The following is a 14,045-nucleotide window of genomic DNA, read 5'->3' on the forward strand; positions in this document are numbered from 1 at the left end:
TTGATTGCTATTTTTGTTATACTGTCAATTAAGTACAAGGAGGATTTAATAATGAAACAATATTTAGATTTGTGCTCCCATATTCTTGAAAACGGGACAGTGAAAGAAGATAGAACGGGAACTGGAACGATTAGTGTTTTCGGCTATCAAATGAGATTCAATTTACAAGAAGGCTTTCCGTTAATGACAACGAAAAAAACAGCATTACGATTAATTTCTTCTGAATTATTATGGTTTTTAAAAGGCGACACAACTCTTCGGACATTAGTTAATGACCGAAATCCTATTTGGGATGAGTGGGGCTTTGAACGATGGGTCAACAGCGAAGAGTATGCCGGACCAGATATGACGGATTTCGGAAGACGTAGTCTCCGTGATGAAGAATTTGCACTTGCATATAAAGCTGAAATGGCAGCATACAAAAAACGTATCGTTGAAGACGATGAATTTGCTGCAAAATACGGGGATCTCGGACCGATATATGGGAAGCAATGGAGATCTTGGAATACTGGCGATGGAATTATTGATCAGATTGAACAAGTGATTACGAGTATTAAACAAAATCCGGATTCACGCAGACATCTTGTTACTGCTTGGAATCCATCCGAAGTGAGTGATATGGCTCTACCGCCATGTCATGCATTGTTCCAATTTTACGTAGCAGATGGTAAACTTTCGTGCCAGCTCTACCAACGAAGCGCAGACGTATTTTTAGGAGTGCCATTTAACATTGCCTCATACGCATTGCTTATCCATTTAATAGCACATGAATGCAACTTAGAAGTCGGTGAATTTGTTCACACATTAGGCGATGCACATCTTTATTTGAATCATATGGAGCAAGTAAAGGAGCAATTATCGAGAACTCCGAAAGAACTGCCTACGTTGAAATTGAATACTGAAGGCAAATCGATATTTGAATTGACGTATGAAGATATTTCCGTAGAAGGATACGATCCATATCCGAGAATTAAAGCCCCGATTGCTGTTTAGACATAAATGAAAAGAGGACGGTACGATGATTTCTTTACTAGTAGCACATGATTTGAACCGAGTGATTGGCATTAATAACAAAATGCCATGGCATATACCGGAAGAACTGAAATACTTTAAAAAAGTGACGATGGGCAAAGCCATCGTCATGGGAAGAAAAACTTTCGAATCGATTGGCCGACCGTTACCTGGTCGTTTGAATATTATCGTTACCCGTAACGAAGAGTATGAGGCGGAAGGTGCGGAAGTCGTTCATAATCTAGAAAAAGCTATAGAACGCGGAAGAGACTACTCAGATGAAGTTGTTATTATTGGCGGTGCTGAAATCTTTAATTTATCGATTGATATTGCCGACCGTCTCTATATAACAGTCATCCGGAAAGAGTATGAGGGGGATACGTTTTTCCCGGAACATAACAACGGATGGAAACTTATTTCGGAATCTGAAGACCAATTTACTGATGACGGTACTCCATATTCATATTTAGTATTTGATAAGTTTACGGGAAAATGACAAGAAAAGCGTCCTCACACATAAAGGAGGACGCTGAAAAACATAGAAGCACTGCCAGCAATAACGAAAACATGCCAAATTGCATGATTGAAAGGGATTTTTCTCCACGCATAAAAAATTGAGCCGAATGTGTATAAAATTCCGCCGACAATTAATAGTGTGAAACCTTCTATCGGTAAGTTGACATATAACGGTTTAATGGCAGAAATAATAAGCCAACCCATTATAATATAAAATGCTATTGAAACAGCTTCATATTTATGGATGAAAAATACTTTGAAAAGAATCCCTACGATAGCAAGTCCCCATATGACTCCAAAAAGAGACCATCCAAGGGCGCCTTCAATCGTAACTAATAAAAACGGCGTATAAGTTCCTGCTATTAAAATGTAGATCGCCGAATGATCGAAAACAGAAAACAATTTTTTCAGTTTTACAGGCATGCTGTGTAAAAGTGTGCTCATTAGAAACAATAGAACCATTGACACTCCGAAAATGGTGAAACTGACGACTGCGGCTACACTCCCACGATCTGTGCCTGCAATAATGAGCAAGACTAGGGCAGGTATGCTTAACAGAAATCCAATACCGTGTGTAATCGCATTCCAAAGTTCTTCTTGTGGATTTTTATAGTCAAATGCGTTAGACATACGCAAACCTCCTTGCAGTTATAATTCTAACATACTATAACCGCCGCTAAAATAATAAAGGAAGTGCTTTACTTGAAAAAAATTCATATCGTCACCGACTCGACAGCGGATCTGATCGAAAACTATACGGACCAATATGATATTCATGTAGTTCCACTTACGATTCATATTGACGGAAAAACGTATACGGATGGAGTTGATTTACAACCCGAATCTTTCATAGAAAAGATGAATAAGAGCAAAGAACTTCCAAAAAGCTCGCAGCCTGCCACAGGCGCATTCAAACAACTGTATGATCGCCTTGGCGAAGATGGAAGTGAAATTATATCTATTCATATGACTGGCGGAATGAGCGGAACAGTAAAATCGGCTGAAGCAGCTGCTGCAATGACCGATTCAAAAGTTACTGTCATTGACTCGATGTTTATATCACACGCATTGACGTTTCAAGTAGTGGAAGTTGCCAAAATGGCTAGTGAAGGAAAAACTGTCGAAGAGATTGTAAAGAGAATTGATGATATTCGTAAAAATACGAAACTATTCGTTGTCGTTGACATGCTCGATAATCTTGTAAAAGGCGGTCGAATTGGTAAAGGAAAAGCATTAATTGGTTCATTATTAAACATCAAGCCAATTGCAACATTGCAAGACGGCGTCTATACACCTGTTGGTAAAGCGCGTAGTCATAAGCAAGTCATTACGCAACTATTTAAGGCTTTCAAGGAAGATACTGCTGGTAAAATTGTACGTTCAATCGGAATATCACATGCCAATGGAATGGCGATGGCTGAACCGCTTTTGCAGCTAATCGAAGATTCCGGTATGAGAGATGTTAAATTTTCCTTCACTTCGCCAGTTATTAGCACTCATACAGGCGAAGGGGCAATCGGTTTCATGTATTATACGGACTGATTATCCATTGTAACGGTTCAATAACAACAAAAAGGGGAACTGTGTTTATGAGAAGAGTTTTACTAATAATCGTCTTCTCATTCGTTTTAACCGGGTGCCAGGAAACAGTCGTGTTCACTACATCGTCATTTTCCGAAAGAGAAGACGTGGCATTCTCGGATTTTCATGTCCCGGACTACTTTATTCCCGAAAAGATCACTGTCATCGGACTTGGGGATTCACTTACCCAAGGGGTCGGTGACGAATTGAAAAGGGGTGGCTATTTCGGGCGCGTTGCACTTGCGATGAATGACTGGAAGGGCGTATATAAAATTGATTCGAAGAACTTAGCTAAAAGAGGACGGCGAAGCGATCAATTAATCGACCAACTTGATCAAAATGACATCCAAGCAGAAATCAAAAAGGCAGATGTCATTTATATGACAATTGGTGGGAATGACATGATGAAAGTCGTTAAGGCAAACCTTTTTAATTTGACTGCTAAGCCGTTTTATGTAGAATTGGGGAAATTCGAAAATCGGCTTGATGAAATATTTAAGATAATACGCGGGTTGAATGGCGATGCAATCATTGTTGTTTCAGGCTTATACAATCCGTTGTCCATAGTAACAGATGAAGCGAATGAATTTGAAACAATCATCGATGATTGGAATGAAGCAATTGAAATTCAGACGATCATGGATGGAAAGGCCTGTTTCGTTCCTGTCGTCGACTTATTTCTGAGCAATGAAAACATGGTATACCACTCCGATTTTTTTCATCCAAATGCGAAAGGATATGAATCGATGGCAAACCGCTTTATTGAAAAGATTGAGCAATGCGGTTTGACGGAATTGTCGGATGGAAAATTGGATATGTAGAGGTGACCATTGGTGAATCTATGGAAAATAGCATTTTTTGTTCTTGCCGGCCTAATCGTGTCAGGTATTATAGCATTAGTAATCGCTCTTGAAAGTCCGATGGATTCGGATCCTCTTCCACCGCCAACTCAATATACACCTAAGGGGAGCGTTTTAAGTGTCAAAGCGACCCGCAGTGATTTAGAAGCGCTTGCGAATAACTATATTCGGAAGGCGATGAAAGGTGAGCCGCTTCCTGTGACGATGGAAGTAAAGGATGATGTAATGCTCCATTCTGAATTGACCGCCTTCGGGATGACATTTGCGCTCATGATGCATTTTGACCCTGTCGTTCTTGAAGACGGAAACCTTATGCTGAAACAAACTTCTATGGAAATCGGGGAATTGAACTTACCCCCGTCAACCATTTTGATGGTATTGCGTGATTCGGTTAAACTGCCACCGTGGATGATTGTTCGACCGAAAGAAGAAGAAATATTCATTCACTTATCCGAGCTAGAAATAGCGGGCAACTTACAAGTGAGGGCGAAATCGATCGATCTAGCAAATGATACTATTGAGCTTGAAGTGACAATTCCAACTGACTGAAGTCCAGCTTCGGGCGCCAGTAACTCGGGGTCATAAGACGAATATGCTGCGTGGCAAAGCGCGCCACTTCGCATCTTCGTCTTATGCCCGTCGTTTCTAGTCGGGCGCCCTGCGCATTCTAAATGAGGAGGGGTTTTCTTGGCAATTCAAAAAGCGACATTTGCCGGAGGGTGTTTTTGGTGCATGGTAAAGCCTTTTGACCGGTATGATGGGGTACTATCCGTCATTTCCGGATATACAGGAGGAGAGATTGAAAATCCGTCGTATGAACTCGTCTGTACAAATACGACCGGGCATCGTGAAGCTGTTCAAATTACTTTTGATGATACTATCATTTCATATAATGAGCTGCTTTCAATTTTCTGGCGCCAAATTGACCCTACAGATGCAGGTGGACAATTTTTCGATCGTGGAGAATCGTATCGTACAGCGATCTTTACGCATTCTCCTGAACAGGAAAAGCTTGCTGTAAAATCTAAACAAAATCTTGATTCTTCAGGGAAATTCAATAAGCCGATTCAAACTGATATTATTCCTGCAAAACCGTTCTACCCTGCCGAAGAGGGACATCAAAACTATTACATGAAAAACCCTGCACACTACGAACGATATTCAATTGGATCCGGACGAGAACGATTTAAAACTGAGCATTGGGGTGATCAATCTTGAAGGAGAATCTCAAAAAAACATTGACAGCGATGCAATACTACGTAACTCAAGAAAATGGAACAGAGCCGCCATTTAATAATGAATTCGATAACCACTATGAAGAAGGAATTTACGTCGATATCGTCTCAGGGAAACCACTATTCAGTTCAAAAGACAAATACGATGCGGGTTGTGGATGGCCGAGCTTCACGAAACCGATTGAGAGTGAAGAAGTAACAGAGCATTTTGATACAAGCCATGGCATGCGCAGGACTGAAGTACGCAGCAAAACTGCTAATTCACATTTAGGGCATGTGTTCCCAGACGGTCCAGGGCCAGCTGGTTTACGTTATTGTATCAATTCTGCAGCACTCCGCTTCATTCCGGCACATAAACTTGTAGAAGAAGGGTTTGGCGACTATTCCCATTTATTTACGAATGAAAAGGAGATATAAGATGGACCGTTCTTTTTATCAATTCGTCTTATCATTCCGCGGTGGGAAGAAAGACGATAGTACTTCTACTTTCGCCGAAGCGGTATTTAATGACCATAGTTTCCCGAAAGATGAAAAAGATTTCGATTTCCTTTCTCGCTATTTGGAGGAGAAAGCAGATCCTGAAATGCCCACGATCGTTTTCGATGAATTATTTGCAATGTACAAAGAGCGGTTTCAATAGGACTGCATCATCTTCTTCATTGCATAAAATGTGGATTAACTGTATGATTAGAAAAGAAATTTGAAAGTGAGGCAGATTAAATGAGCATACATATTAATGCGAAAAAAGGCGATATTGCAGATACGATTCTTCTGCCGGGAGATCCATTACGTGCAAAATATATCGCGGAAACATTTCTAGAAGATGTAACCCAGTATAATGAAGTTAGAAATATGTTCGGTTACACAGGAACATATAAAGGAAAGCGCATCTCTGTTCAAGGAACAGGTATGGGTGTTCCGTCTATTTCTATTTACGTTAATGAATTAATTCAAGAATTTGATGTACAGAAACTAATCCGTGTAGGTACTTGCGGAGCTATTCAAAAAGACGTACACGTGCGCGACGTCATTCTAGCACAAAGCGCGACGACAAATTCACCGATTAACCGTACATTTTTCAATGGTGTCGACTATGCACCGACAGCGGATTTCGATTTATTGCTGAAAGCTTATAATGCCGGTTTGGAAAAAGGCTTAAAATTAAAAGTCGGTAACATTTACACAGAAGACTTCTTCTACAATGAGCATGCTGAGCACGAAAAACTTGCCCAATACGGTGTGTTAGCTGTTGAAATGGAAGCGGCTGCCCTATACACATTAGCTGCGAAATACGGAAGACAGGCATTAGCAGTATTAACAGTAAGCGATCACATCCTTACTGGAGAAGTTACAACTGCTGAAGAACGCCAAACGACATTTAATGACATGATTGTTGTTGCACTTGAAGCTGCAATTCAATAATTATCCAATGGAGGACCGCTCGCTGATTAACGGCGGTCTTTTTTTGAATAAACCGATATAACGGGAAAGAAAGTGGGGAATGGGATGGACGAAAAAGAGAAAAATGGCGGACGAGAAGAAACTACCTATGAACCGCCTGCAAAACGTTATATACGAATGAAACCGTTTTCGTTAGTTATGCTCATATTCGGTCTCGTTCTTGCGACAGCAGCTGTAACTTTTTTTGCGTTGACGACGGGTGAGGATAAAGTCGTAGAAGTTGTAAATCCTCAAAACCCAACGATTGAGCGCAAGGAATTTAAAAAGCTGTTTGAAGCTTACGATGAAATGAAGAAGACGTACTATAATGAAATTGACGAATCTGCTGTTGTCGACGGCGCGATCAACGGGATGATAGAAGCGCTAGGGGATCCTTTTTCGGACTATTTAAATGAAGAAGAGGCGCGCCAATTAACTGAAAGCATCTCCTCTAGTTTTGAAGGAATCGGTGCAGAAATCCAGGAGCTAAATGGATATATTAATATCGTTTCCCCAATAAAAAATTCACCCGCGGAGCGTGCAGGACTACTTCCGAATGACTTAATCATTGCTGTAGACGGTAAGAGCATCCAAGGGATGTCCTCATCAGAAGCTGTTCTTCTCATTCGTGGTAAAAAAGGAACAGCAGTCACATTGTCCGTCCGACGCGGTGAAATGGGAGAGCCTTTTGATGTGAAGATTATTAGGGATGTCATCCCGATTGAGACAGTGTATGCTGAAATGCTTGATAACAACATTGCTCATATTCGTATTACTAGCTTTTCCGAGCATACGTATGACGAGCTTTTGGCGGCACTTGATGAAATGGAAGCTTTAGGCATGGAAGGTCTAATCATGGACGTACGTCAAAATCCTGGGGGCATGTTGAATACAGCCATTGATATTTCCGATCTTTTCGTTGAAAAAGGGAAAAATCTTTTCCAATATCAAGGGAAAGGAAATAACCCCGAAGTGTATGTCGCTTCGGACGGGAGGAAAGTGAATGTACCCGTCACAATGATTATTGATGACGGTAGTGCTTCTGCTTCTGAAATTTTGGCTGGTGCATTAAAAGAGTCTGCAAACGTTCAGCTCGTCGGCATTAAGACATACGGAAAAGGGACTGTCCAGACGCCAAAAGAACTTCCTGACGGCTCCAATTTAAAGTTAACGACTGCGAAATGGCTGACGCCAGATGGCAACTGGATTCATGAAAGTGGAATTGAACCTACTATCGAAGTTCCATATCCAACGTATGCGACGCTTCCATTCCTTGATCCTTCGTTAGAAATGAAAGAGGGAATGGTGTCAACAGCAATTAAAACAGCAGAAGAGATGCTGAATGCAGTCGGATTTGAACCAGGTGAAATTGATGGGTTGTTCGACGAAGATACGGAGGCTGCGGTAATCGAGCTTCAAAAAGCATTATCTTTGAAAGAGGATGGCATCCTCGTTGGAGATACGACATATGGATTGATGAACAAACTGAGAAATAAAATCCGTGAAGACGATCCGCAGTTGCTGAAAGCAAAAGAAATTGTAATGGAACAAATTGAAAAATGAGAGAAAGCGTCCACCCCGTTCCGGATGGGCGCTTTTTATATAGAAAAGCGAAGGCGGCCTGCCTAGATGCGACAGGCATAAGTTGAAGATGAGAAGTGGCGGTCTTTGCCACGCAACATCTTTGACTTATGACCCCGAGCAAATCGAACTACGAAGGGTTCGGTTTGCCGTATTTCTGCGGTTTTTGCAGAAATTAAGGCATCCTGCTGGCCGCAGGAGCTAGACATATATGGAGGGATACTGATGATAGACGTTTATTTGCTGAGTGGCTTTTTAGGTAGTGGAAAAACATCATTATTACTAAATTTAATCTCTCAATTAAAAGAGGACGGTAAAAAGCCAGCAATTTTTATGAATGAATTTGGTTCCATTTCAATTGATTCGGATACGGTAGGAAAGGAAGAAGACATTCCGTTGAAAGAACTTTTGAATGGTTGCATTTGTTGTACAGGTTCTGAAAAGACAGAAGCACAGTTGCAAGGCTTGTTAGAAGAGAATAATGACATAGACGTTATATTAATTGAGACGACTGGTGCTGCACATCCCGTAGAAGCGTTAGATGCTGTTTACTCACCACTATTCGCCGAACGACTACAAATAAAAGGGATTGTAACGGTGGCAGACGCAAAACGATGGCTTGAAAGGGAAAAGCTATCTCCACAAGTACGTTCTTTGTTCATGGAGCAAATCCGGCATGCTCATATTATCGTAGCGAATAAAACCGACTTGTTGACTGAATCAGAATTGGCAACAGTATCAATGGAGCTTTCAAATTTTAATAATACTGCTCCCGTCATCCAAACTTCAAATGCAAATATCTCTTTTTCATTCATTCAAGAAACGCTTAAAGACATTACAAATCCAAAACAGGAATCTGTTTTGTCCGGAAGAAACCTACCATTGACATCAAAACTAATTACCTTTACTGAACCTGTTGACAAGGATGAATTTGAAGCGTGGGTAAAGTCATTACCTGATCGTGTATACCGGATGAAAGGGTATGTTCCTGTGAAAGGAATATCAAATCCTTACCTTTTCCAATATGCTTACGGTATGGTCAATTGGCTTCCGGAGTATGTGAAAATGGAACCGAGACTTGTAATCATTGGAGAAGGGGTCAGTGAAATGGAATATACTGAGTAGTCTATCGATCAATGGACTGTCAACCCCTTAATGAATGAAATAATAGTATACAAGCGTAAAATAATCCAATTTCATCATTTCTAAACTACCTTTCTCATCGTGTTTACAAATTCGATGGTTTTATTGTAAATTCATACCACTTCTTCTCTTTTCGCATTGCGTTATGATAGTTTGCGAAGGGAGGAGTGAAAAGATGAAAAAAACGATGAGTGTCATCTTACTCGGTTCGGCTCTTTTAATGACGAACAACAACAGTGCTGAAGCTTCTTATAGCAACAACGATTTGGAAATGAAAAAAGTGGTGCAAGACGTTCAGTACTATGTATATGAAGGAAAATTTTCTTCGTACAATCCCGAAGAAGTTAACGGATACATTAATGTGTACTTGAATGAACTTGAAAAGTATTTTGGTAAAAATATAGAGGTAACACTTCGACAAACAGCTACACCAGTTATGAAACCGGTTGAACAAGCGAAGCCAGTGAAGCAAGCTAAGCCAGTGAAGCAAGCTAAGCCAGTGGAACAAGCTAAGCCAGTGGAACAAGCTAAGCCAGTGGAACAAGCTAAGCCAGTGGAACAAGCTAAGCCAGTGGAACAAGCTAAGCCAGTGGAACAAGCTAAGCCAGTGGAACAAGCTAAACCAGTGGAACAAGCTAAACCAGTGGAAAATAAAGTTCAAAACGATAACATCTCCGCTATTGAACAAGCAGTGCTTGATTTGACAAATGCAGAGAGACAAAAAGCAGGATTGCAACCGTTACAGATCGATAAGAATCTGATGAACTCTGCCCGTCAAAAATCTACAGACATGGCAACGAATAACTACTTTTCACATACGAGTCCAACATACGGATCTCCTTTTGACCAAATGAAAGCAAATGGCGTTACGTACCGTTCAGCTGCTGAAAACATTGCAATGGGTCAAGGTTCTGCCGAAGAAGTTGTGAAAGCATGGATGGAGTCACCAGGTCATAGACAAAACATCTTGACACCAAACTTCACTCATATCGGTATCGGCTATGATGCAAACGGTAAATATTGGACACAACAATTTATTCAAAAATAAGAACAAGAAAGAACATGGCTAGGAAGTTCCTAGTCATGTTTTTTTGCATAAAAGAGATTATAGCCGGCGATACTTTACCCGTGAGGTGATGTTGTTGGGGAACAAAGTCAAGCCGCAAATTGATAAAAATTACGTAAAACAACTATTTTACAATTCAATAGACCTCGTTGTTATAGACGTTGATTGGCCAGCAGGAAAAGGAGTTTTATGCTATTATTCATCGTTGGCAGATGGAACAGAAGTAAACAAACAGATTAATATTATTCGGCAGCGGGCATCAGAAAAAATGAGTAACTGGGGGAAAACTGCCGTATCAGACGTAAAGCCATATTCGAAAGATGAACTTATAAAAGCGATTTGTGATGGTCAAACAGTTGTTATCTTTCAAGACTCCCAAGTAATGTTAATTATTTCTGCACCAAATACTTTAAGTAGGACACCCGGTGAACCGGAAACAGAACAAGTTGTCCGAGGTCCACATGATGGATTTGTCGAGAGCACACAGCAAAACTTGACTCTTATCCGACAAAAGCTTGTTAGGAATGACCTTGTCGTTAAGTCAATTATTATAGGCAAGGGGACAAAAACGACAATAACGTATCTTTATGTAAATGACATTGCGGATAATGGCGTTGTTGAATTGTTAGAATCAAAATTACAGGAAATTAAAGATATGAACATTATGAATACCGGAGAGCTTGAAGACTATTTGGAGGAATCAACCTTGTCACCTTTTCCACAATTTCTTATTACGGAAAGACCTGACCGAGTTGCCTTCAACTTGATGGAAGGGAAGATTGCCATCTTTTCGGATCATTCGCCGACCGCATTAATTGCACCTATTACCTTTTTTTCATTTTATCAATCTCCAGATGATTTCAATAGTCGTGTCATTGTCGGTTCATTTTACAGGCTATTACGGATAATGAGTTTACTGATTGCTATATATCTTCCTGCATTTTATATAGCGGTTGTCGGTTTTCATTCAGAAATTTTACCGGTTGAAATTAGTAACAAAGTAAAATTGGCGATTAATGAAATCCCGTACCGTCCAATTTTTGAAGCAATCATATTGGAAGTGTTCATTGAATTAATTAGGGAGGCGGCGATTCGACTACCTAAGCCAATTGGACAAACGATTGGTGTTGTCGGTGGGTTGATTATCGGAGATGCAATTGTAAATGCCGGACTTGTTTCGAATTTAATGGTCATTGTCGTCGCATTAACAGCCATTTCAAGTTTTGTCGTTCCATCAGTTGAAATGAATATGTCCATTAGAATTTTAAGGTTTCCATTCATGGTAGCGGCTGCGCTATTCGGTTTTTTCGGCATGGCAATCGGAACAATTATATTAATCATACACCTTTTGTCATTATCTTCGCTAAAACAGCCATATTTTGCGCCTTTTATTCCATTGGACACGTCTAGATTTCTTCACATCATTTTACGTATGCCGTACTCTAAATTTCGTAAACAGCAAAAGACTTTTACATTCACCGATAACAAGAAAGGCCGGAAATCCTAATGTTCACATTATCAAGGATTCAGTTTTTCTTACTGTTGTTTATCATTCAGACGGGTACGTTCTTTATTTCATTTCAAGCTAGTTTGATCAATGCTTCGGGTTCGAATTCATGGGTAGTGTTCATCGTTGCTGGCATTTTGCACTATATCCAACTTTTGCTCTATGAAAAGTATTTTAAAAGGTTCAATCCGGGCTCGTTTATCTCCCATTTATACATCGCTTATTGGTTTTATATTATCGTCACTTTTCTCGCTTATATTACTTACACGCTTTCTATGTGGATCTTTCCGAACACCCCACAATTTGTTACGCTGGCTCTCATCGTTAGTGTCTCATTGTATGCAAACACGCGAAAACCTGAGGCGGTTATCAATTTACCAATTATTATTCTCCCGATGATGCCCGTACTCGTATTGTTTTTATTCATGGCCGTCCCAGAATTGGTATGGACATGGCTTTTTCCGCTTAATTTTACGGAGTACAAACCTCTGTTAAAAGGGTTATTCATCTCACAGGTAACATTTATCGGAGTGGAAATCTTTCTGTTTCTTCGAAAGTACGTAAAAGATGATGAACAAATTAAAGGGAAGCCACTTTTCATATATCAATGTTGTTGGTTTTTATTTTTCTTCACTACATTGGTTTTCGTTCTATTGTTTTTCCCGGTCAGTGGTCTCAAGTACACGACAGAGCCTCTTCTTCACTTGCTTAAATTGCAGAAGGTAACATTCGTTGAACGTCTCGATCTATTTTTTCTATTCATATGGGTAAGTTGGAGCACGATAACAATTACTGTTTATACTTTCATGTGTATACATGTTCGAGGGTTCCATTTCAAAAATATTGGCAAACGTTACATTGTACTATTTCATTGCCTTCTTATCGTTATCCCTGCGTATTTTGCGACGAAAGATCGGATTGAGATTGTTCAACAAGCATCCATCTATGTCCACATCGTTTTTTCCGTACTGATCCCAGCCGCTGTCATCTTGCTGAATAGGGGGAAAGTGAAATGAAAAGACTATTAGTTCTTATGCCATTTGTAATAATTCTCCTAGGAGGTTGTTGGGATGAAGCTCAATACAAAGATGTGACGATTGTTCCAGTCATGGGGATAACGAAAGATAACGGGGGAGTGAAAGCAATGTTTTCTTATCCTACTTTTATAAACGGGACGATCAGTTACAGCAAGTCTGAAGGAAAGGGAGTTTCGACGAGAGACGCCCGCAACGATGCAAATCGACAAACTATGGAAGCGCTCGACATTTCCCAACTTGAAGTGTTACTCGTGTCGACTGATATTGCTAAAGCTGATTTATACGAACCGCTTGATCAGTTTTTTAGGACTCCGAGGAACCGGATTACAAGTTATATTGCTATCATTGAAGGGGATTTGGAACAATATTTTAACCCTTCTGGAGAAGCGAAAACTGAAGTTGCGGATCTTTATCCAGAGCTATTGCGTACTGCCGTCCTATATACATATGTTGCAGAAAATACATTGGGGGAGACGGTAAAATTACTGCTTGATAATTCGATGGATTTAAGTTTACCTTATATTGCGATAAACGATAGTGGAATACCTGCAGTTGAAGGAATGGCGCTGTTCAGTAATGAAAAATTCACAGGAAAAACGTTGAAGAAACAAGAAGCGGTTTTAGCGAATATTATGAAAAACAAATTAGGAAGATATGCTCGTCTCTCATATGAATGGAAACAAAAGAACGGTCCAATTACCATTCAAGTTATTAACGTCAATCGAAAAATGAAAATTTCAAATGAGCGCATTGATGTACAGTACGTAATTAGTTTTAGTGTTGAAGAGTTCCCTGAAAATAATCTATATAAAAAGGAAATTCGAAGAGAGGCAGAAAATTTCCTTGCAGACGAGATAAAGAAGGATTTTGAAGATATTATTAAAAAAACTCAAGAAGCTAAAAGTGATATTTTAGGTTTCGGCAGAAAAGTCCATGCGTTCCATCCAGAGTTATGGAAGCGCGGTGATTGGCAAGAAACGTATGCATCAATACCAATTGAACTCGATGTGAAAGTGAAAATGAAGAGAACGAGTATTCTAGACTGAAAAATCCCGAAGCCGTAGTAAA

16 protein-coding genes are annotated in these 14,045 nt (G+C 40.0%); 15 read left to right on the plus strand and 1 reads right to left on the minus strand.

The window, feature by feature from the left end:
• Positions 1–51 precede the first annotated feature (51 nt).
• Together QM454_RS13455 and QM454_RS13460 are read left to right on the plus strand one after the other, a co-directional pair.
• Positions 52–993, plus strand: coding sequence for a thymidylate synthase (locus QM454_RS13455; RefSeq protein WP_432358836.1), 942 nt, complete (start codon positions 52–54; stop codon positions 991–993).
• Positions 994–1,018: 25 nt separating this feature from the next.
• Positions 1,019–1,507: a dihydrofolate reductase gene (locus tag QM454_RS13460; RefSeq protein ID WP_432358838.1), complete on the plus strand. Its 489-nt coding sequence runs from the start codon at positions 1,019–1,021 to the stop codon at positions 1,505–1,507.
• A gap of 14 nt (positions 1,508–1,521) precedes the next feature.
• Here QM454_RS13460 and trhA read toward each other — a convergent pair whose 3' ends face one another.
• Positions 1,522–2,157: a PAQR family membrane homeostasis protein TrhA gene (trhA, locus tag QM454_RS13465; RefSeq protein WP_432358839.1), complete on the minus strand. Its 636-nt coding sequence runs from the start codon at positions 2,155–2,157 to the stop codon at positions 1,522–1,524.
• A gap of 72 nt (positions 2,158–2,229) precedes the next feature.
• On the opposite strand from trhA, the gene QM454_RS13470 reads away from it, so the two are divergent.
• The 13 genes from QM454_RS13470 to QM454_RS13530 all read left to right on the plus strand — a co-directional run bounded on the left by QM454_RS13470 (position 2,230) and on the right by QM454_RS13530 (position 14,023).
• Positions 2,230–3,069: a DegV family protein gene (locus QM454_RS13470; RefSeq protein ID WP_432358841.1), complete on the plus strand. Its 840-nt coding sequence runs from the start codon at positions 2,230–2,232 to the stop codon at positions 3,067–3,069.
• Between the two features lie 47 nt (positions 3,070–3,116).
• Entirely contained in the window at positions 3,117–3,929 is an 813-nt protein-coding gene (locus tag QM454_RS13475; protein WP_432358843.1) for a GDSL-type esterase/lipase family protein, read from the plus strand.
• A 12-nt stretch (positions 3,930–3,941) separates the two neighbouring features.
• Complete coding sequence (locus QM454_RS13480; protein ID WP_432364009.1) at positions 3,942–4,517, plus strand: YpmS family protein; 576 nt, start codon at positions 3,942–3,944, stop codon at positions 4,515–4,517.
• A 138-nt stretch (positions 4,518–4,655) separates the two neighbouring features.
• Positions 4,656–5,186: a peptide-methionine (S)-S-oxide reductase MsrA gene (msrA, locus tag QM454_RS13485; RefSeq protein ID WP_432358845.1), complete on the plus strand. Its 531-nt coding sequence runs from the start codon at positions 4,656–4,658 to the stop codon at positions 5,184–5,186.
• Entirely contained in the window at positions 5,180–5,620 is a 441-nt protein-coding gene (gene msrB, locus QM454_RS13490; protein ID WP_432364011.1) for a peptide-methionine (R)-S-oxide reductase MsrB, read from the plus strand. Before msrA ends, msrB begins: the two co-directional genes overlap by 7 nt.
• A 1-nt stretch (position 5,621) precedes the next feature.
• Positions 5,622–5,843: a YozE family protein gene (locus QM454_RS13495; RefSeq protein ID WP_432358846.1), complete on the plus strand. Its 222-nt coding sequence runs from the start codon at positions 5,622–5,624 to the stop codon at positions 5,841–5,843.
• Between the two features lie 80 nt (positions 5,844–5,923).
• Positions 5,924–6,625, plus strand: coding sequence for a purine-nucleoside phosphorylase (gene deoD / locus QM454_RS13500; RefSeq protein WP_432358848.1), 702 nt, complete (start codon positions 5,924–5,926; stop codon positions 6,623–6,625).
• Between the two features lie 84 nt (positions 6,626–6,709).
• Positions 6,710–8,206 (plus strand): S41 family peptidase, encoded by a 1,497-nt coding sequence (locus QM454_RS13505; RefSeq protein ID WP_432358850.1) that lies wholly within the window; start codon positions 6,710–6,712, stop codon positions 8,204–8,206.
• A 243-nt stretch (positions 8,207–8,449) separates the two neighbouring features.
• Positions 8,450–9,349, plus strand: coding sequence for a CobW family GTP-binding protein (locus tag QM454_RS13510; RefSeq protein WP_432358852.1), 900 nt, complete (start codon positions 8,450–8,452; stop codon positions 9,347–9,349).
• A gap of 193 nt (positions 9,350–9,542) precedes the next feature.
• The gene (locus QM454_RS13515; protein WP_432358853.1) at positions 9,543–10,415 is read left to right on the plus strand and encodes a CAP domain-containing protein; all 873 of its coding nucleotides are present in this window, start codon (positions 9,543–9,545) and stop codon (positions 10,413–10,415) included.
• A 94-nt stretch (positions 10,416–10,509) separates the two neighbouring features.
• Positions 10,510–11,940 carry a spore germination protein gene (locus tag QM454_RS13520; protein ID WP_432358854.1) on the plus strand — a complete coding sequence of 477 codons (1,431 nt, stop codon included), beginning with the start codon at positions 10,510–10,512 and terminating at the stop codon, positions 11,938–11,940.
• Positions 11,940–12,956, plus strand: a complete 1,017-nt coding sequence (locus QM454_RS13525) for a GerAB/ArcD/ProY family transporter (RefSeq protein ID WP_432358856.1) — start codon at positions 11,940–11,942, stop codon at positions 12,954–12,956. The genes QM454_RS13520 and QM454_RS13525 overlap by 1 nt, the downstream gene beginning before the upstream one ends.
• Entirely contained in the window at positions 12,953–14,023 is a 1,071-nt protein-coding gene (locus QM454_RS13530; protein ID WP_432358858.1) for a Ger(x)C family spore germination protein, read from the plus strand. The genes QM454_RS13525 and QM454_RS13530 overlap by 4 nt, the downstream gene beginning before the upstream one ends.
• The last annotated feature ends 22 nt before the right edge of the window (positions 14,024–14,045 follow it).

Source organism: Sporosarcina sp. UB5, assembly GCF_050859005.1.
Classification (GTDB): Bacteria; Bacillota; Bacilli; order Bacillales_A; family Planococcaceae; genus Sporosarcina.